Origin of the sequence: Parabacteroides sp. CT06, assembly GCF_002257605.1 — a bacterium.
GTDB classification, from domain to species: Bacteria; Bacteroidota; Bacteroidia; order Bacteroidales; family Tannerellaceae; genus Parabacteroides; species Parabacteroides distasonis.
The window spans coordinates 2,062,870-2,082,897 of sequence record NZ_CP022754.1 but is presented as its reverse complement, the minus strand read 5'-3'; the positions used below and the strand labels follow the sequence as shown (position 1 = coordinate 2,082,897).

Below are 20,028 nucleotides of genomic sequence, written 5' to 3'. Positions count from 1 at the left end.
TACTTTTGCCCTCTAAATATTGATTAAAATAATGTTTAGATATCTTTTAATTTATATGGCCTGCCTTCTATTCGCCTTTTCCGTAAAGGCGCAAGGTATTTCCAATGACACGATTCCGAAAGAAGTGCTGATGCTGGACGGTAAGCCTATGACCGAAAAGCAAATACAACGTTATCATAAACAATTACATAAAGACTCCATACGGGCCAACAAAAGGATCTGGTGGTCTATCCTTGGCGGACCGTCTTACACACCGGAAGCCTCCTTTGGCGTAGGTGGCGCGGTTTTGGCTAGCTTTCGCTTAAACAAGAATGATACGATATCCCAACGATCGTTTATCCCTGCGGGATTTAACATCACCTTAAACGGGACGTTCGTTTTTGCCGGTGCCGGTACCTTATTCTTCAACGAGAATCGCTTCCGTATTTATATCAGTTACGGTTATCGGAACGAACCTTCGCATTATTTCGGGAAAGGCTATGAGACGATCGAGCAAATCGAGAAGAGCGACTCGACAACGAAATTCCATAAGAGTTCTTTCCAACTATATCCCCGTTTCGTATGGGAAGTTAGGCCTCATTTATATACGGGTCCTCTTTTTGATATTAATTTCAGCAAATCAGATGATATTAACCCGGTGATGGCCGAAGATCCTTATTTCAATAAGTTCAAACGAGATTATGTCAATATCGGTGTCGGCGGCTTGATTCAATACGATACACGAAATGACGTGGCGACCCCAAGTTCCGGTATGTTACTAAGCGCGATCGCTAAAGTGTATGGAAAGTATTTAGGCGGTGCATATAATTATGAGATGTTCGAGTTAGAATACCGCCAGTTCCAGCAAGTATTTCGTCCTCGTAGCACCTTGGCATGGATCGCCAAGACACAAATCGGTGTGGGAAACGTTCCTTTTACGGAGCTTCCTTCGTTTGGCTCTCCTTTCGATCTTCGCGGATACTATTGGGGCAAGTACCGTGACAAGACCATGGCGTATGGGATTCTGGAGTATCGTCATATGTTCGGCAGCGTGGAGAAATATAAGAGCGGTAATTTCTGGGCGAAGTGTGGTTTTGTTGGCTGGGTCGGCACGGGTACGATCGGAAACGCTCCTATCGTAGACTGGAATAAATGGAAGTTCAACTACGGCGTAGGCTTACGTATCCAAATGCAACCCGGCAAGAACTTCCGCCTAGACGTAGGCAAAGACCCGAACCAAAAAGGGATGGCGGTTTATATGAATATGACGGAAGCTTTCTAAAACCAGAAGGCTCCCGTCTACGATTTATGGAAGTATAACCTTGCGTTAAAATTATCGTTTAAAAGCCGGAAATATCTTAATATCGATTTTTTTCACTAAGTTTGCGTCGTCGAAGGGGTGCCATACTATATGGGCTGAGATCATACCCTTACTACTTGATGCGGGTAATGCCGCCGTAAGAAAAACGAATGTTAGATGGATAAAAATGAAACGTACCGTTATCCGGTAGCTTTAACGATCGCGGGCTCTGATAGTGGCGGTGGTGCCGGAATACAAGCGGATATTAAGACTTTTTCCTCGCTAGGGGTTTTTGGAGCCTCGGCGATAACGGCTATAACCGCTCAAAACACACAGGGAGTGCGAGGGATCCAAGCGATCTCTCCCGAGATTTTGAGAGGACAAATCGAAGCTATTCTTGAGGATTTCATCGTAGATGCCGTAAAAATAGGGATGCTACATAACAAGGATGCCGTAAAGGTCGTATCTGAAACTTTATCTTCCTTCCAACAGACTTCTATCATTTTAGATCCAGTGATGATATCCACGAGCGGAAGTAAATTATTGGAGGATGACGCCATCCGAACCATCATTGATGAGTTGTTCCCTAAAGCGACACTGCTTACTCCGAATATTCCCGAGACGGAATATCTTTCCGGTATAAAAATCAATAACGAGGCGGATATCTTACTTGCCGCCCGGAAATTGCAGGAAAAAGGATGTAACGCTCTATTGATTAAAGGGGGGCATATTCCCGGAGTAGAAACGGTGGATCGGTTATTTATCAATGAGAATAATCCGATTTGTCTGGCCTTGCCAACAGTGGAGACCTTCAATACCCATGGAACGGGCTGTACGCTATCGTCCGCCATCGCCGCTTATATGGCACTCGGCCATTCATTGGTGGAAGCCGTACGATTAGCCAAGGAATATATGAATAACGCGCTCGTTCACGGGGCAAATGTATGCATGGGAAAAGGGCACGGACCTGTAAACCACTTCTTCTCACCCTCTGCCCTTCATAAAATCCGATGGAATCATGAATAAGCTGGTCGTAATTACTACACCTTATTTTTTCGCGGATGAAGCTTCTTTGATCGAACTTCTATTCGCGGAAGGAATGTCTCGTTTACATCTACGTAAACCGGATTGTAAACGTGATGAATTGGAGGGCTTATTGGATAAAATCTCTCCGGCTTATTACGACAGGATCGTTCTTCATGATTGGTTTACCTTGGCAGAAGAAAGGGCTTTAGGAGGAGTCCATTTGAACAAGAGGAACCCGGAAGCTCCACCTTTATATAAAGGCAGTATAAGTCGTTCTTGCCATAGTCTGGAAGAGATTATCGAGTATAAACCGGTATGCGACTATGTATTCCTTAGCCCGATCTTTCAGAGTATATCCAAAGAAGGATATGGTAGCGGATTCTCCTTAGATGGATTGCGAAACGCGAAGGGCATCATCGATGATAAGGTGATTGCCTTGGGAGGAATCTGCCCGCGGACAATAACGAAATTAAAAGATATCCCCTTCGGCGGTGTCGCCGTTCTCGGGGCCCTTTGGGGAAACGATCCCTCCCTTCTTGTTGCGGATCAACTCATAAAACAATTCAAACGATTACAAGTATGGCCTTAAATTATTATTTCGGATATGATGAGAATGGAAGAGTCGGTCGGAGAACAACCGGATTACGCCCCCCTTTTGGTGGAAACAATCGCTTGATGTTTATAACGCATCGTACGCCTAAATATACGGAATGCGACGAGGTACGCATGGCAATCCAAGGAGGGTGCTCATGGATACAGTTGCGCATGAAGGATGGGATTTATGAGGATACCGTACGTACATGTGCCACTATCTGCGCGGAAGAATGTGAGCGAATCGTGGATTTCTGCGTAAACGATGATCTGGAGGCTGCCGTGACATGTGGCGCTACGGCTTGTCATCTGGGTAAGAATGATATGCCCTTGGATATCGCTTGGGAAGTACTGAGAGACAAGTTAGATTCCAATGCCATCTTCTATATCGGGGCTACGGCGAATACTTTTGAGGATATCCGGCTGGCCGTAGAACGAGGCGCCTCGTATATCGGACTAGGGCCGTATCGCTTTACGGGTACCAAGAAGAATTTGAGTCCCATCTTAGGCTTGGATGGTTATCGTAAAATAATCGCTCAATGCAAGGAGGCTGGCATTGATATTCCTATCTTTGCGATAGGTGGTATTACGCTGGAAGACGTAGGCCCTTTGATGGAGACGGGTATAACCGGAATCGCTGTTTCGGGCGCGATTATCAATGCTTCCGATCCCGTGGAGGAAACCCACCGGTTTATAGAGGAAATCAATAAGTACTAAACTAAATACATATGGCTACTAAAAAGAATATGCGTATTTCCTATCCGTCCTCGGAAAAGATTTATGTCCCGGGCGAGATCAATAAGATCAAGGTTGGTATGCGTAAGATTAAATTGTTGGACACGGTAACCTTGGATGAGCATGGAGAGCGAATCTTCAAGAAGAACAATCCGGTAATCGTTTACGATACGAGCGGCCCGTATTCCGACCCCAAGATATCGATTGATATCGTTAAAGGACTTCCTCGTATACGTGAGGAGTGGTACGGTAAGCGTAAGGATGTGGTTCAATTGCCGGAATTGACTTCCGCTTATGGCCGTGAGCGATTGGCGGACGCGAGTCTGGATTCCCTGCGTTTCCCCAAGCGATACTTGCCTTTCCGGGCTAAAGAGGGTAAGAATATCACCCAGATGTATTATGCGAAGAAGCGCATTATCACTCCGGAAATGGAGTACGTGGCGATTCGTGAGAACCAGCAAATCGAGGCTTTGGGACTGAAGTCTTATATCACGCCGGAGTTCGTCCGCAAGGAAATCGCCGCCGGTCGCGCGATCATCCCGGCGAATATCAATCACCCGGAAGCCGAGCCGATGATTATCGGTAAGAAGTTCTTGGTAAAGATCAATACCAATATCGGCAACTCCGCTCTTTCCTCCGGTATCGACGAGGAGATCGAGAAGGCTATATGGAGTTGTAAATGGGGCGGAGACACGTTGATGGATCTCTCTACCGGCGATCATATCCATGAGACGCGCGAGTGGATTATTCGTAACTGCCCGGTTCCGATGGGTACGGTTCCTATTTATCAAGCCTTGGAGAAGGTGAGTGGTAAGGTAGAGGACCTTTCTTGGGAGATCTATCGGGATACGTTGATCGAGCAGGCGGAACAGGGCGTGGATTATTTCACGATCCACGCGGGTTTGTTGCGCAAGCATGTGGAGCTGACGGCGACTCGCTTGACGGGGATTGTCTCCAGAGGCGGATCTATCATGGCCAAATGGATGCAGCTTCATGACGAGGAAAACTTCCTGTACACACATTTCGCCGAAATCTGCGAGATACTAAAGGCATATGACGTGGCGGTCTCTATCGGAGACGGGCTTCGCCCCGGTTCTATCTATGACGCGAACGACGCGGCACAATTCGCCGAGCTTCACACGATGGGAGAACTGACGAAAATAGCTTGGGAACAGTTCGTGCAAGTGATTATCGAAGGCCCGGGCCATGTTCCCATGAATAAGATCCATGAGAATATGAAGGAACAACAGTATGCCTGCCATGGAGCGCCGTTCTATACGCTGGGCCCGTTGACGACCGATATCGCTCCCGGATACGATCATATCACGTCGGCTATCGGTGGCGCGCAAATCGCTTGGCATGGGACGGCCATGATCTGCTACGTTACGCCGAAGGAGCATTTGGGATTGCCGAATAAGGAAGACGTGCGTAATGGGGTGGTCGCTTATAAGATAGCGGCGCATGCCGCTGACTTGGCGAAAGGGCATCCCGGCGCTCAAGTACGTGATAACGCGTTGAGCAAGGCACGTTTTGATTTCCGCTGGAAAGACCAGTTCAATTTGTCCTTGGACCCGGAAAGGGCTTTACAGTATTATAAGGAGAGTGCTGTTACGGATGGAGAGTACTGTACGATGTGCGGTCCTAATTTCTGCGCTATGCGGTTAAGTAAGGATTTGCAAGGTTGTAAATAAAATACTGTTTTGAGGGGATGAGACGGGGCATGCCCCGTCTCTACAATTGAGTGATTTGTTTTCCGCATTCGTAGCCTTCCTCATATAGTTCTTCCAGTTTCTTTGTGTCGCTTCCGGTACGGCCGACTTTAATCGGGCTTTGCGGACGGATGACGAAAGCTTTTCCTTCGGCCTCCAGTTGGTCTATGTAATCCAAGACCTCGTTGTACCGCCGGTATCGTAGTCGCAACTGTTCCCGGATCGCCGGGTATTTGTTATAAATAAAGCCGGGAAGGTAAAAATCTTTCTCTTCTTTCCGATAGCCTTTGTTACGGGTAAGGATGATGACGTTCTTGGAGAAGCCGTCGGCGATAGCCCGTCGGATAGGGATGGCATCGCATACGCCTCCGTCGACCATCGGTATCCCGTCTACATACGTAATTGGACAGAGGATCGGTAAGGTGCAAGATGCTTTACAGATATCCACCAAACGTTTCTTATCTTTCTTCTCCTCGAAATATTCCGCTTTACCCGTCAAGCAATTGCTCGTGACCATAACGAACCGATCCTTGGACTTGAAATAGGTATCGTAATCCAACGGATAATACAAATCCGGATAGACATAAAACAAGAAATTCAGATCGATATATCCCCTTCCCCGTAAGAAATGACGAAGACCTATGTAATTATATTTCTTCAATAGGTCGATATTGCTAAAACGAGAGCGTCCCCGCTGGCGGGAAGCATACGAGATTCCGTTACTCGCGCCCGCCGATACTCCGATCGTATAAGGAAACCAAATATCATGATCCATAAAATAATCCAATACTCCCACCGTAAATATGGCACGCATTCCGCCACCTTCCAACACCAAACCTGTCTGACTATCTATTTCCATATATATACCTCTGAATTAAAAAAGCCATTGCTGGGTTCCCACCAAGCAATGGCCACAAAAATATAATAAATCAGCGATAAATAATAGTTCCTTTTTAGAATTTACTTGGTCACTTCGTTCACTAAGGGACGGCCTTCCTCGAAATCCTTGATGTTCCGCAAGGTAGTATCGGCGATATTATGCAGAGCCTCTTTCGTGAAAAACGCCTGATGGGAAGTAACGATCACATTGTTGAACGAGAGTAGACGGGCCAAGACATCATCATCGATAATCTTATCCGATTTATCCTCGTAGAAATAGTCTCCTTCCTCCTCGTAGACATCCAATCCAGCGGCGGAGACTTTCTTGGTCTTCAATCCCTCGATCAAGGCGTTGGTATGGATCAGTAACCCGCGTCCCGTATTGATAATCATTACGCCGTCTTTCATCTTGGCGATCGAATCGTCGTTGATCAGATAACGGGTCTGGTCAGTCAACGGGCAATGCAAGGAAATGATATCGGACTCTTTGTATAACTCGTCTAAAGAGACATAGGTGATCCCTTCCTCCTTGGCGAATTTCTCATCCGGATACAGGTCGTTTGCCAATACACGCATCCCCAATCCTTTTAAGATATGAATCAATATCTTGGCGATCTTTCCGGTACCGATAATACCGGCGGTCTTGCCATGCATATCAAATCCCATCAAGCCATTCAAGGAGAAGTTGCCATCTCTCGTACGCCAGTATGCCCGGTGTATCTTACGGTTTAACGATAACATCAAGGCCAACGTATATTCAGCGACCGCATAGGGTGAGTAGGCCGGTACGCGTACGACCGGTAATTTCCCTCTGGCGGCATTCAAATCCACATTATTAAAACCGGCGCAACGAAGCGCCAACAGTTTCACGCCATTGGCAACCAAAGCGTCTATTACGGCGGCATCAGCCGTGTCGTTCACGAAAATACATACAGCGTCTACCCCTTGGGTTAAGACGACATTATTGATATTCAAATGTCCTTTATAGTAACGAATATCGAACTCATACCGCTCATTGATCTTATCGAAAGAAGCGATGTCGTAGGGTTTAGCACCAAAAAACGCAATCTTATACGCCATATAACTTTAGTTTTTTAATATAACTAAATTAAGCCCTTGATTGTTTATCGAAAAAGAAATCCATTCGTTTAATTATAGTACTTTTGTCCGCTGGGTAACAATATAGATGAGCATGAATCAATCCCATAAAAGATCTTTTATAGCAGTTCTTATTTTTATTGGCTTTCTCTTGTTTATGGCATTTTGGGGCATCGACCTGATCTTAGGGGCGTATGCGGGACATAAATTGAGTAAACTTGCCGAAAGGCATCATCTTGACATACGCTATGATAAGATCCGGTTGATAGGGCTGAGTACCGTACGTATGGAGGGATTGACCGTTATCCCGATTGATGCTGATACGTTGATACATGCGGACAGGCTTCAAGCGAAACTGGAGCTTGGCAGATTATTGCTACTTACCCCTGCCATAGAGAGTGTACAAGCGGATAATTTGCATATTCATTTTATTAAGAAGGGAGAGAGAGCTAATTTTGATTTCCTTTATAAACCATCGAATCACCTAGGTGAGCCAGAGGAAACAGCTGTAGATGATAAGGAACGGGATTACGCACGCAAGGCTGAACGCTCCCTTAGTCTCCTTTTCAATTTATTGCCCGGAAATGCCTTGGTACATGATTTATGTGTTTCTTATAGTAATAAAGGAGATGAACTAATACTAGAGATACCCGAGCTCAATCTTACTAACAATCAATTCTCTACGCATATAAACAGCACGGAGAACGGAGTTCATAGCGAATGGATTTGCGAAGGCTCTCTCTCTGATAAGGAGCGACTCGTGAAAGCCCGTCTCTACGCCGACGAGCATACGAAGATTCCTCTTCCTTTTCTGGAATATCGTTGGGGGGCATCGGTACGTTTCGACACCTTGGCCTTCGAGCTTAAGGGACCTAAAATAGAGGAAGACATACAATCCTTACTCGGAAGCGCCTATGTGAGCGGGCTTACCATCCACCAAGAGCGTATATCTCCGGACACGGTCTTACTGGATAAAGGCTCTATACACTTCCGGACAAACATCGGTAAGAACTATATCGAATTAGATAGCGTCAGTGATATCCGGTTTAATCATCTGGATTTCCATCCTTATCTGAAGATCGTTAAAGATACCAGTTGGCAAATCACGGCCTCTGTGAATAAAAGAGATTTCCCTGCGGATCAACTGTTCTCCTCCCTGCCTAAAGGCTTATTCTACAATCTGGAAGGCCTGAGAACAGAAGGTACCCTCTCCTATCATTTCCGATTGGATTTGGATTTCGGACAGGTAGACAGCTTGATCTTGGAGTCTACCTTGAAAGCGAAGGACTTCCAGATCCTTGCCTATGGGAATACGGATTTGCGGAAGATGAATGAGCCATTTGAATATACTGTCTATGAGCAAGGCGAGCTGGTACGCTCTTTCGAGATCGGTCCGGCGAATCCCTCTTTCCGCCCGTTCAACGCCGTATCCCGTTATCTTCCTTTAGCGATCATGCAGAGTGAGGATGCCGGCTTCTTTTATCACAACGGTTTTATTCCAAGCGCTATCCGGGAATCGTTGATACAGGATATCAAGGAACGACGTTTCGCCCGTGGCGGCAGTACGCTTAGCATGCAATTGGTGAAGAATGTATTCTTGAGCCGTAACAAGACGATCGCCCGCAAGCTGGAGGAAATGTTAATCGTATGGCTGATCGAGAGCGATCATCTGACCTCTAAAGAGCGGATGTTTGAGGTTTATCTGAACATCGCCGAATGGGGCCCCATGATTTATGGAGCCGCCGAGGCCTCACGTTATTATTTCGCGAAGGAACCTTCCCAGTTAAACCTTGCCGAGTGCATTTTTATGGCCAGCATTATCCCCAAGCCCAAACAGGTCCGCTATTGCTTCGACGGGTTGCGGTTGAAGCCGTATTATGAGGATTTTTACAGGGTAATACTGGATCGCTTGGTAGATCGCGGACTTATATCTTCGGAAGAGGCGGTAGGGGTAACGCCGGAGTCTGTCGAAATAACAGGTCCGGCTAAAGAATACCTGACGGCTACCCAAAGTCGATCTCCACGCTCGTCCCAACCCCTAGATCAGAAATAATATTCACCTTCGCCCCATAGGTGCTCAATATGCGTAGCGAGAGGCTTAGCCCGACACCATGCCCGGCGTATTCCCGGGTATTGCTCGCCCTGTAAAAGGGTTGGAAGATTCGTTTCAATTCCTCGGGAGGAATGCCGATACCTCGGTCGGATATGGTCAAGATACTGCCTCGAAGCCGCATCTCTACCGGTTTATCGTCCGAATACTTACAGGCGTTGCTCAAGATATTCTTGATCGCTATCTTCAATAAATAGGGATTGGCACGGATCATATAAGAGAAATTATCCGGGGAGAATGAGATCCGGGCCGAGGAGAACTGCATCAAGAAGTCCGCTAGGAAGATCGTCTCCATCGCGCTTTTCTGGATCTCCTTATCCCCGTGCGACAGGAACAGCAGGTGTTTGATCAATTGTATGATACGGCTTGTCTCCGTGGCGATACGTCTTAATGCCGCTTGGTATTCCTCCGGGGAGCGCTCTTTCAGCAGGCTGATCTCGCATTCGCCTTGAATGGCTGTCAGCGGATTGTTCAACTCATGCGAGGCGTTGCTGATAAACGCTTTCTCACTTTGGTAAGCAGCGTCGATCCGGTCTACCATCCGGGTCGCGTATAGTCTGCCGACAAAATAGATCAATACCGAGCTAACCAATATCAATCCCAGCAACAGCCAGCCGATCCGATGCTGGATATCCATCCCATACTGATTCCCGGAAAGGACAATCACGATGAAATTCCCCTCGTTGTCGGGATAATACAAAGCCGCTCCCATTTGCGTATCGTGCTTGAAGTGAACGATATCCTCTTGGTATAGAGATCTCACCTGCGTGGCGTCCAGATAACGGGACAGCACTTGCCGGGTCTCCAAGCTATCGGCGTTCAGCAATATCTCGGTAGCGACGGGAAGGGTTTCCTCGTAACGCTGTTGGATACGGGCATAGCTCTCGTCGTCGGTCTCGTCCTTCTCCCAATGCTTCTGTGCCGTGGCATAGGCTTTTTCCGTCAGGTAAGAATAGTACAGGCGAGAGATATAGCTCGTGGAAACCCAATAGAAGACAAGCGTCACGACGGCTATCACGCCTATGGTAATGGCCGAGTAAAAGAGAGCGATCTTGTTTCCTGTCTTCATGCTTCCATCATATAGCCCACGCCCACCACGGTATGGATTAGCTTAGGTTCGAAGTCTTTGTCTATCTTCGTGCGCAAATAATTCACGTAAACATCGACCACGTTCGTATTGGTATCGAAATCCTTGTCCCAGACATTCTTTAGCAAGTTCATCCGGCTCAAGGCCGTTCCTTGGTTCTGTATGAAATATTCCAAGAGCCTATATTCCTTTACGGTCAAATCGATGACCTGCCCATTCCGTATAGCCCGATGGCTTGGAGGATCTAAGACCAGATCTCCGCACCGGAGAGCCATATGGACGGATTCGTTTCCCGATCGACGTAATAACGCCTTTATGCGGGCCTCGAGCTCTTGGAAGCTGAAAGGTTTTACCAGATAATCATCCGCCCCGGCATCCAGCCCGCTAACGATATCCTCGGTGGTTCCCAAGGCGGTCAGCATGATCACGGGAGCATGGTAACCGAACCGTTGCCGGTACTGTTTGCAAAGTTGCAGGCCGTTCATCTTCGGCATTATAATATCCAGAATCAGCAATTGGAAATCGTTCTTCTGTGTCAGTTCCCAACCAGCGGCACCGTCATAAGCGACATATACCTCATGTCCGAACTCCCGCAAGCCTCTTTCTATAAAAGAGGCGATGTTTACCTCGTCTTCTACTAATAATATCTTCGCCATTGTATCGTATGTATTAATAAGAATGTCCATCATTAATAATGCGTACTTAGGGTGATGCTAATCGTATCACAGAGGTGAAACGTTCTTTTCACGGTTGTGATACGATCGTTTCACCTCTGTGATATGATCTTTTCACAGCCGTGAAAAGATCAGTAAGTATAATCCTTTCGCATAATAACTCCAGTCGCTCTCCCTAATAGTTCCGGACTTTCTTGCTACAAATATAGCAATTACAACCTACGTTGCACTAATTTACCGTTCTTATCATAAAGCATTCGTCGATAAAAAGCCTCCACCATCAACGGAAAGACAAAGAGGGTGAAGAACGTAGCTCCTATTAATCCGCCAATGATCACGATCGCCAAAGGACGCTGGCTTTCCGATCCGATACCGTGGCTCAAGGCGGCCGGAAGCAGGCCGATAGCGGCCATGGAGGCGGTCATTAATACGGAACGTACCCTTGATTTCACGCTCATCTTGATCGAATCTTCCAGAGGATGCCTCTCCCGCAGGTTATTCTTGATGTCCGATATCATGATCACGCCATTCTGTATACAGATACCGAAGAGGGCGATAAAGCCGATACCGGCGGAGATCGAGAAGTTGAAATTCGTGATTAATAGGGCCAAGATACCTCCGACGGCGGCGTAAGGCACGTTCAATAAGACCAGTCCGGCATCCCGGGCGTTGCCGAAAAGGACGAATAGGATCACGAAGATGATCGCTATACTTACGGGGACGACTTGGGCCAAGCGTTTGGTAGCCCGTTGTTGGTTCTCGAAATCTCCAGTCCATTTCAAGGTATAGCCTTCGGGGAGCTTTACCTGCCTCTCCACTTTTCGCTGGGCTTCAGCCACGGCGCTACCCATGTCGCGGCCCCGGACCGAGAATTTCACGGCGCAGAAACGAGCGTGGTTATCCCGGTAGATAATCAACGGGCCGGTAATCGTATGGATATCCGCCAGCTCGCGGATAGGAATCATGGAACCATCCTTTGCCGGAACCAGTATCTTGCCTATCTCATTCTCGCTACGGCGGAAAGTAGATTCGTAGCGGACCATGATATTGAACTTACGCTCGTCCTCATAAAGCAGGGAGGCGCTCTTACCTCCTATCGCCATCTCGATAATGGATTGTACATCCTCCTTGGCCACGCCGTAGCGGGCTAAACGAGACTCGTTCAACTCGATCCGTAGCTCCGGCTGGCCGATATTCCGGATAACGCCCAGATCCTCGATACCGTCTACGGTCTCCAAGACCTTGAAAACTTCTACCGCTTTTTTCTCCGACTCGTATAGATCCTTACCGAAGACTTTCACGGCGATGGAACCTTTCACGCCGCTGGCCGCTTCCTCTACATTGTCCGAGATAGGCTGCGAGAAGTTAAAATCCACGCCCGGATAGATCGCCAGATCCTCTTGCATCTTCTCGATCAGGCCCGCTTTCGAGCGTTCGCTTTCCCACTCTTTCTCGGGATATATATCCACATGGAACTCGATGTTGTAGAAACCTGTCGCGTCCGTGCCATCGTTCGGCCGGCCGGTTTGCGATAAGACCTGACGAACCTCCGGATAAGCCGCCAGCTTCCGGCGCATCTGGTTGGCCAATGTAACGGATTCATCCAAAGATATACTTTGCGGTAAGGTCGCACGGATATAAATAGAGCCCTCGTTCAGTTGCGGGAGAAACTCGCTGCCCAACAAGGTGAAGCACCAGATACCTACGGCGGCTACCAACGTGGCGAACGTGATCGTTCGCTTCTTACGGGCGTGACACCAGTCGAAAATACCGATCGACTTCCGATTGATCCATGCGAGGAACGGATTATGTTTCTCACGCACCTCTTTCTTTAATAGCATGGAAGAGAGGACGGGTACCAATGTCAACGTAAAGATCAACGCTCCCAACAAGGCGAACCCCAAGGTATAAGCGAGCGGGCTGAACATCTTTCCTTCCACCTTCTGGAAAGAGAAGATCGGGACCAAGGCGGTGATGATAATCAGCTTAGAGAAGAAAACCGCTTTCGCACGGTCCTTCGCCGTATGACGGATAATACCCATCTTACTCATCAAATTGAAAGCGGGCATGCCTACTTCACGGGCTTTCCGGTCCAATGCCACGAAAAGCCCCTCCACCATCACGACGGCGCCATCGATAATAATACCGAAGTCGATCGCTCCCATAGATAAGAGGTTGGCGCTCATCCCCATCGCCCGGAGACAAATAAAGGCGAAGAGGAGTGCCAACGGGATAATGATCGACACGATTACCGTCGTACGCCAGTCCGCCATGAAGATTAATACGATGAAAGTTACCAGCAGAATACCTTCCGCCAGATTATGTGTTACGGTCTTGACCGCCAGATCTACCAGATTCTCACGATCGTAGAACGATACGATTCGCACGTCTTCCGGCAAGGCGTTTTGTTGGATATCCTTGATCTTATCCTTCAAGGCGGCGATTACCTCGCCGGGGTTCTCCCCTTTTCGCATGACAACGATGCCTTGTACGACATCATCTTCCTCCATGCGGCCCACTTGCCCTAGGCGGGGAAGACTGGATTCGTGTACGGTAGCCAAGTGCTTGACAAGGATTGGCGTGCCATTGATATTTTTTACGACGATGTTCTCGATCTCTTTTACATCGTTAATCAAGCCGATACCCCGCACGACATAGGCTTGCGAGCTTTTCGTGATCACGTCGCCGCCTACGTTGATATTACTTTTTGCGATAGCGTCATAAAGTTCCAAGGTCGTTACCCCGTAACTGATCAGTTGATTCGGGTTGACGCTAACCTCGAAAGTTTTTACCTCTCCTCCGAAGCTGACGATATCCGCTACACCGGGTACAGCCCGCAACTTCCGCTCGATCACCCAATCCTGCAAGGTCTTCAATTCCCGGACGGAACGCTTATCGCTACGTAATGTATAGCGGAAGATCTCGCCGGTCGGACCATATAAGGGCTGCACTTCCGGCGTGACCCCTTCCGGCAGGTCGGCGTCGTTCAAGAGATTATAAACTTGCTGGCGGGCGAAGAAATCATCCACCTTATCTTCGAACATCACGTTGATGACGGAAAGACCGAAAAGGGTCGTGCTCCGGATATCCGTCTTTTTCTGTACCGGGTTCATGGCGATCTCGATCGGGATCGTGATAAACTTCTCGATCTCCTCGGCGCTCCTGCCCGGCCATTGGGTGATAATCGTCACCTTCGTATTCGTCACATCCGGAAACGCGTCGATCGGCGTATGGATAAAGCTGGTGATACCGGCGATTACGGCGATCGTGGTACAGAAGAAGATAAAGAATTTGTTCCGGAGGGAGAACGTTATGATATTATCTATGAATGTGTGCATATCGTCCGGTTACTTTAATTCGTTATACACCAAGAGAGCGTTCCGATCTACGATCCGATCCCCATCCTTCAAGCCGGATCGCAGGTAACAGAACTTCTCGGTTTGCTTATACACCGAGATCTCACGCATTTGCAAATATCCCTCCTTCGAGACATAGACAACGTATTCTTTACCATCCTCGAAGATCACGGCATGGGCGTTTACGCAAGGCATACTTTCTCCTTTTACCGCGCTCTGTACATATACGTTCGTAAACATTCCGGGTTTAAGCATATACTTCTCGTTCCTTAATTTGACTCTTACGCTCATGGTCTTACTTTCTCGGTCTAGCATATGATAGACCTTATCGATCGTTCCCGTAAACTCCATATCCTTATAGGCCAAAGTGGTGATACGAACGGTAGCCCCCTCTTTTACCTTGCTGATATCTCCCTCATAGACATCGGCCATCACCCAGACATCGTCGAGACCGGAAATGGTAAACATCTCCTCCCCTTGATCGGAACGGATCTGCATATCCCGGTTTATATTCTTATCGATGATAAAGCCGGAGACTGGCGCTTTCACCACATAGGTAGATGGGTCTGTTATGTTATAAATAGAATACATTTCTTGGATACGTTTGGTCTCGGCATCGGCATCGGCTTGCTCTTGCTGGGCTTGCAGGAAGTCCCGGTCGGAAGCCATACCGCTCCGGGCCATATCTTGGGTAGCCTCCAAGTTACGGTTAGCGATAGCCAGTTGATGCTCGGCCTCCTTTCGCTGCTTGTCGATATCAGCGATCTCGCCGCTCCGGATCACTGCTAGGACATCTCCTTTCCCTACGTAATCGCCAACTTCCGCATGAATGGAGGTGACATTTCCACCAAATATCGGATACACATGGGCCACTCGCTCCGGATTGAAACTGACACGGCCATTGAGCAACAACTCGTTGGTTAGCGGTGTGTCACGAACCGTATCCAGTGTTATAATCTCCTGTAAACTGTCATTTAATAGTAAAGGCTCCCGGGTATCGACCGAGGTGGTCGCCTGTTTCCCGCAGGAACATACCAAGGGTACTAAAAGGATGCATGTGATTAGATGCTTATTCATATCGTTTGATTTGCTTTTAATAGTTGAATACATGGCTACCCGTTACGGTATTTACCTCCTCCAAGGCCAGTAACACTTCTTTTTGAGTTTGGTAAAGTTGCAAGCAGGTTGTTTTGTAGGTCTCATAATAATCGATAAACTCAAGGAGACTGATATTCCGTTTTTGGAAATTCAAGTTCACGCCTTCGATAATCAAGGCGAAATCCTTCTCCAATCCATAGTTCGAGGAACGATAGAGCTGAATCGCCTTTTCCAACCGGGCATAGCTGGTGAATAATTCATTCTCGGCTTGTCGACGGGCGTATTCTTCCTTATGTGCCTTTTGAGCGACAGATATTTTCGCCGCCCTGATATTCCCTTGATTCCGATTAAATATAGGGAGAGAGACGCTCAAGCCGATCGCCCAATAATCATTGATAAAGTTACCCGCCTTATCATACGTACCCTTTACACTCACTTCCGGGAAAGCGAGGGAACGTTGTAATCTCACGTCCGCCTCCGAAGCCTTGACGCTTGCTTGCGCCAACTTAAGATCCGGACGTTCGTATAATAAAGAGGTCAATTCAGAGAAAGGAACGGAGTCCATATCGATCTGGTTCAACACAGACTCATCGAATATCGGCTCGAAGGTATCATTGCCGGATATTCCTAGTAAAAGCCGCATGTCTCCTTGAAGGGAGATAACTTGGTTGGCGATATCATTCCGCTCTTGCCGTAAAGAGAGTAATAGGGCCTCGATACGGGACTTCTCTAATAAAGAAACATTCCCTTTCTCATTCTGCTCCTTGAGAACCACCAACAGATGAGCCAATGAATCAATCTCACGATCGTAAATAGATTGGGATTTCCGGGTGAAATAAAGCGCTATGAATTTCTCCTTCAACTCGCTCCGGAGGGTTCTCAATACCTCTTCGAATTGGTAAAGGGCCATTTCCTTATTGATTTTCTCCAAACGGACACGTTTGTTTCGCTGACCGGCAATATAGATCAACTGTTCCACCTCTACGATCGTTTCCCCTTGTTTCCCGAAATCAAAGTAACGTCCGTTCAACCGGTTATAAACATTTTGCTCCAAAGAGACCACGGGATTCTCGAAAAGTTTGGCCTGTACTACTTGGGCCTCGGCTATATCGATATTATACCGTTCGGCTATCACTTCCAGATTGTGTTCAGAGAAACGTTGCTCGGACTCTTTCAAGGAGAGGGAGACAACAGAGGCTTTCGCCCCAGAGAAAAGAAGAGATAAAAAAAGTAAAAGAGTGACTCGTCTGTCCATTTGCGTTAAATTTTACGCAAAGGTAGAAGTCACTCTTTTATCGCTTATGAATATTTAGTTAGAATACTCTTAGGCCAAATTAGAAATTTATTAGAGAGATTTAAAGTATAATATCGTTTTCTTTAATCCTTCCTCCAAACAAACCGTAGGTTCCCACCCATCTAATTTCTCTTTGGCCAACGTAATATCGGGCTTACGTTGCTTGGGATCGTCTCCCGGCAACGGGCGGTATACGATCTTAGAGGAGGAGTTTGTCAAACGGATCACGATCTTGGCCAACTCGTTCATCGAGAACTCTCCCTGATTTCCGATATTTACCGGGCCGGTAAAATCATCCGAGGTATTCATCATGCGAATCATCCCCTCGATCAAATCGTCTACATATTGGAAACTACGAGTTTGGTTTCCATCCCCATAAATCGTAATGTCCTTATTTTGTAATGCCTGTATAATGAAATTAGAGACGACACGGCCATCGTTCGTACTCATATTAGGCCCATACGTATTAAAGATGCGGATGATTTTAACGCGAACCTTGTTTTGGCGATGGTAATCCATAAATAAGGTCTCGGCGCAACGCTTGCCCTCGTCATAACAAGAGCGAGGCCCTATCGGGTTGACATTTCCCCAATAGCTTTCCGGCTGCGGGTGTATCATGGGATCTCCATACACCTCACTGGTAGATGCTTGTAATATCTTAGCGTTCACCCGTTTTGCCAGACCTAACATATTGACCGCTCCTAACACGGATGTCTTGATCGTCTGTATCGGATCTATTTGATAATAAACTGGAGATGCGGGACATGCCAAATTATAAATCTCATCGACCTCGGCTTGGAACGGTATAGAAACATCATGCCTGATCAACTCGAAATGTGGATTTTTCAGCAGAGGAATCACATTCTCCTTACTTCCCGTAAAATAGTTATCCAGACAAATTACTTCATTTCCTTCTTCTAAAAGACGGGCACATAAATGAGAACCGATAAAGCCGGCGCCCCCGGTGATAAGTATTTGCTTCATTATATTAAATTTATTTCGTGAATTTCACCCTATAAGGTGGATCCGGACGTAAATAATCTATATCCAGATAAGGAATCTTAGGATAGATCAAGTCCAGATAGCGGAGGTCTAAGGGGCCGGGAACGACTTCTATCCGTACCTTAGCGACACCTTTATCGATAAAATCCAATATCTCGGCGGCGCTCGCTGATACATCAATGATTCGTTTTCTATAACGAGGTCCACGATCCGTTACGCATACAATGGTACTTTTCATATTCTCCAAGTTCGTGACTCTTAAAAAAGTACCAAAAGGATACGTACGATGCGCGGCGACTAATTCTTCTTTATCATGAACCCTTCCACTGGATGATTTCCTGCCGTGGAAACGATGATGGTAATACGAAGCAAGTCCTTCCTCCTGTGCCCATATTCCTTCTCCACACTTAACTGCGGCAAATATAAGTAATATGTAGAACAAGCGGAAGGACATGTACCTTTTTTAATCAATTATTGAAGCATTTTTCCATTATATTCTCCGTTCAAAGTTCCTAGAAAAACAACGATTTTTTCAACTTCTACATCATTGATCTCCTTTCCGATCTGGAACTCATGCATGATACGGATCGCATCCTCCACGGAGGCTACGGTTCCGTCGTGCATGTACGGATAAGTCAGCATCACGTTACGAAGTGTCGGGGTTTTGAACTTATGACGATCGGATTCTTTCTTAGTCACGGCATAGCGTCCGTTATCACCGTCCGTCAACCCTGTATTCCGGTAATCGAAATAGCTGTTCTTGATACCCATGAACTCGTAAGATTGACCACCGACATTTACACCAACGTGGCAAGTAGCGCATTTATTGTCCTTGAATAGTTGATAGCCCTCTAATTCTTCCGCTGTAAGCGCGTTTTTATCTCCCATCAAGTATTTGTCGAAACGACTCGGCGTAAGCAAGGTCTTCTCAAACTCAGCGATAGCGTCCGTGATCGTGGATTGAGAATAACCTTCCGGATACACTTCCGTGAATTTCTTCGTGAAATCCTTATCTTGCGCTAAAGCCTCGCAAATCTGGTCGAATGAGGTACAACCCATTTCCACTGGGTTCAATGGAGGACCAGCCGCTTGCTCTTTTAGGTCTGCCGCACGTCCGTCCCAAAATTGAACGAAATTAAGCGCCGCATTATATACGGTCGGAGCGTTAACACCACCGAACTGTCCATTAATACCTTCCGAATATTGCTTACGGTCTACACCACCTGTGTTCAATCCGTGGCAAGTAGCGCAAGAGATCGTATTGTCCGCAGACAAACGAGTATCATGATACAGGGCAAAACCCAACTCTACCTTCGCCGGATCTGTAGGCAAGCTCTTCATTAGAGGCTGAAGAGGCTCATTCTTAAATTCTTCCGCTACGGTTTCGGTCGTGAAACGATCTTTACGGACATTCTTCGCCCATGAGATGATCACCGCTTTCTCATTGTCGTCAAGGCTGGTTCCCCAGTGCATCGGCATATGGGAATACTTAGCCGGGGGCATAGAGCCGCTTAGGGCCGTATTCTCCACCTTCGCCAAATCAACCTCTGAAACGGGCTGCCCGTTCTCCAAGGCTTCCACCATAGCAGTCAAGTCCACATAGTGAACGGCCTCCTTCATGTCTGCCTGTACTACGGGACCGATCAACGGTAAATTACCGTAAAATGGCAGAGGCGCATTTTCAGAGTGGCAGGCCAAACAGTCGTTTTCCCGCAGGATAGAGGCCACTTGCTTACCTTCATTGTCGGCAAATTTCTTGTATTCGGAAGAACCGCACGAGGTAACCGCAAAGGCTAAAGCGCAGAGTCCTACCGGTAATGCCGTCATTTTAGCATAAATTGTTTTACGCATAACTATATTTATTTAGATTTATTAAGTGCAAATATAGAACAATTCACTTACATGTACCCTAAAAGCCTTGGATTTCATTGATCAGTTTTATCTATGGGAAGATAAATAGAATCTATGCGGTGGGCTTCCATCCGCAGCATCGCGGCAAGCTCCTTCCTATAATGCCCAGTATGAGGTTCTAACAATGGGCAATATAAGGATGTTACAATGCCCATTATAAGCAGCTAACAATCGCAGTT

Annotated in this window: 16 protein-coding genes and 1 riboswitch; of the genes, 6 read left to right on the top strand and 10 right to left on the bottom strand. The window is 47.0% G+C overall.

What is annotated here, in order from left to right:
* Nucleotides 1-31 precede the first annotated feature (31 nt).
* The 5 genes from CI960_RS09040 to thiC all read left to right on the top strand — a co-directional run bounded on the left by CI960_RS09040 (nucleotide 32) and on the right by thiC (nucleotide 5,322).
* Nucleotides 32-1,261, top strand: a complete 1,230-nt coding sequence (locus CI960_RS09040) for a BamA/TamA family outer membrane protein (protein ID WP_005862328.1) — start codon at nucleotides 32-34, stop codon at nucleotides 1,259-1,261.
* A 103-nt stretch (nucleotides 1,262-1,364) separates the two neighbouring features.
* Nucleotides 1,365-1,462: riboswitch (TPP riboswitch) on the top strand.
* Nucleotides 1,457-2,305, top strand: a complete 849-nt coding sequence (gene thiD, locus CI960_RS09035; RefSeq protein WP_005857008.1) for a bifunctional hydroxymethylpyrimidine kinase/phosphomethylpyrimidine kinase — start codon at nucleotides 1,457-1,459, stop codon at nucleotides 2,303-2,305. Its footprint overlaps the riboswitch before it by 6 nt.
* Nucleotides 2,298-2,894: a thiamine phosphate synthase gene (locus tag CI960_RS09030; RefSeq protein ID WP_005857009.1), complete on the top strand. Its 597-nt coding sequence runs from the start codon at nucleotides 2,298-2,300 to the stop codon at nucleotides 2,892-2,894. Before thiD ends, CI960_RS09030 begins: the two co-directional genes overlap by 8 nt.
* Complete coding sequence (locus tag CI960_RS09025; protein WP_005857010.1) at nucleotides 2,885-3,613, top strand: thiamine phosphate synthase; 729 nt, start codon at nucleotides 2,885-2,887, stop codon at nucleotides 3,611-3,613. Before CI960_RS09030 ends, CI960_RS09025 begins: the two co-directional genes overlap by 10 nt.
* 11 nt (nucleotides 3,614-3,624) lie before the next feature.
* A complete protein-coding gene (thiC, locus tag CI960_RS09020) occupies nucleotides 3,625-5,322 on the top strand; it encodes a phosphomethylpyrimidine synthase ThiC (protein WP_005857011.1) in 1,698 nt (565 codons plus the stop codon).
* Between the two features lie 40 nt (nucleotides 5,323-5,362).
* Here thiC and CI960_RS09015 read toward each other — a convergent pair whose 3' ends face one another.
* Nucleotides 5,363-6,199 carry a patatin family protein gene (locus CI960_RS09015; protein WP_005857012.1) on the bottom strand — a complete coding sequence of 279 codons (837 nt, stop codon included), beginning with the start codon at nucleotides 6,197-6,199 and terminating at the stop codon, nucleotides 5,363-5,365.
* A gap of 101 nt (nucleotides 6,200-6,300) precedes the next feature.
* Nucleotides 6,301-7,299 (bottom strand): 2-hydroxyacid dehydrogenase, encoded by a 999-nt coding sequence (locus CI960_RS09010; RefSeq protein WP_005857013.1) that lies wholly within the window; start codon nucleotides 7,297-7,299, stop codon nucleotides 6,301-6,303.
* Between the two features lie 112 nt (nucleotides 7,300-7,411).
* Between CI960_RS09010 and CI960_RS09005 the strand changes: the two genes are divergently transcribed.
* Entirely contained in the window at nucleotides 7,412-9,370 is a 1,959-nt protein-coding gene (locus CI960_RS09005) for a biosynthetic peptidoglycan transglycosylase (protein WP_094582325.1), read from the top strand.
* On the opposite strand, the gene CI960_RS09000 is transcribed toward CI960_RS09005, so the two are convergent.
* The 8 genes from CI960_RS09000 to CI960_RS08965 form a co-directional block, all read right to left on the bottom strand.
* Nucleotides 9,321-10,496 (bottom strand): HAMP domain-containing sensor histidine kinase, encoded by a 1,176-nt coding sequence (locus CI960_RS09000; RefSeq protein WP_005857015.1) that lies wholly within the window; start codon nucleotides 10,494-10,496, stop codon nucleotides 9,321-9,323. The genes CI960_RS09005 and CI960_RS09000 overlap by 50 nt on opposite strands.
* Nucleotides 10,493-11,170 (bottom strand): response regulator transcription factor, encoded by a 678-nt coding sequence (locus CI960_RS08995; protein WP_005857016.1) that lies wholly within the window; start codon nucleotides 11,168-11,170, stop codon nucleotides 10,493-10,495. Before CI960_RS08995 ends, CI960_RS09000 begins: the two co-directional genes overlap by 4 nt.
* Nucleotides 11,171-11,400: 230 nt before the next feature.
* Nucleotides 11,401-14,526, bottom strand: coding sequence for an efflux RND transporter permease subunit (locus CI960_RS08990; RefSeq protein ID WP_005857018.1), 3,126 nt, complete (start codon nucleotides 14,524-14,526; stop codon nucleotides 11,401-11,403).
* Nucleotides 14,527-14,535: 9 nt separating this feature from the next.
* Entirely contained in the window at nucleotides 14,536-15,621 is a 1,086-nt protein-coding gene (locus tag CI960_RS08985) for an efflux RND transporter periplasmic adaptor subunit (RefSeq protein WP_005857020.1), read from the bottom strand.
* 16 nt (nucleotides 15,622-15,637) lie between these two features.
* Entirely contained in the window at nucleotides 15,638-16,897 is a 1,260-nt protein-coding gene (locus tag CI960_RS08980; RefSeq protein WP_005857022.1) for a TolC family protein, read from the bottom strand.
* A 90-nt stretch (nucleotides 16,898-16,987) separates the two neighbouring features.
* Nucleotides 16,988-17,920 carry a UDP-glucuronic acid decarboxylase family protein gene (locus CI960_RS08975; protein ID WP_005857024.1) on the bottom strand — a complete coding sequence of 311 codons (933 nt, stop codon included), beginning with the start codon at nucleotides 17,918-17,920 and terminating at the stop codon, nucleotides 16,988-16,990.
* Between the two features lie 10 nt (nucleotides 17,921-17,930).
* Entirely contained in the window at nucleotides 17,931-18,392 is a 462-nt protein-coding gene (locus CI960_RS08970; RefSeq protein ID WP_005857026.1) for a septal ring lytic transglycosylase RlpA family protein, read from the bottom strand.
* Nucleotides 18,393-18,409: 17 nt separating this feature from the next.
* Nucleotides 18,410-19,789: a cytochrome c peroxidase gene (locus tag CI960_RS08965; RefSeq protein WP_005857028.1), complete on the bottom strand. Its 1,380-nt coding sequence runs from the start codon at nucleotides 19,787-19,789 to the stop codon at nucleotides 18,410-18,412.
* Nucleotides 19,790-20,028: the final 239 nt, after the last annotated feature.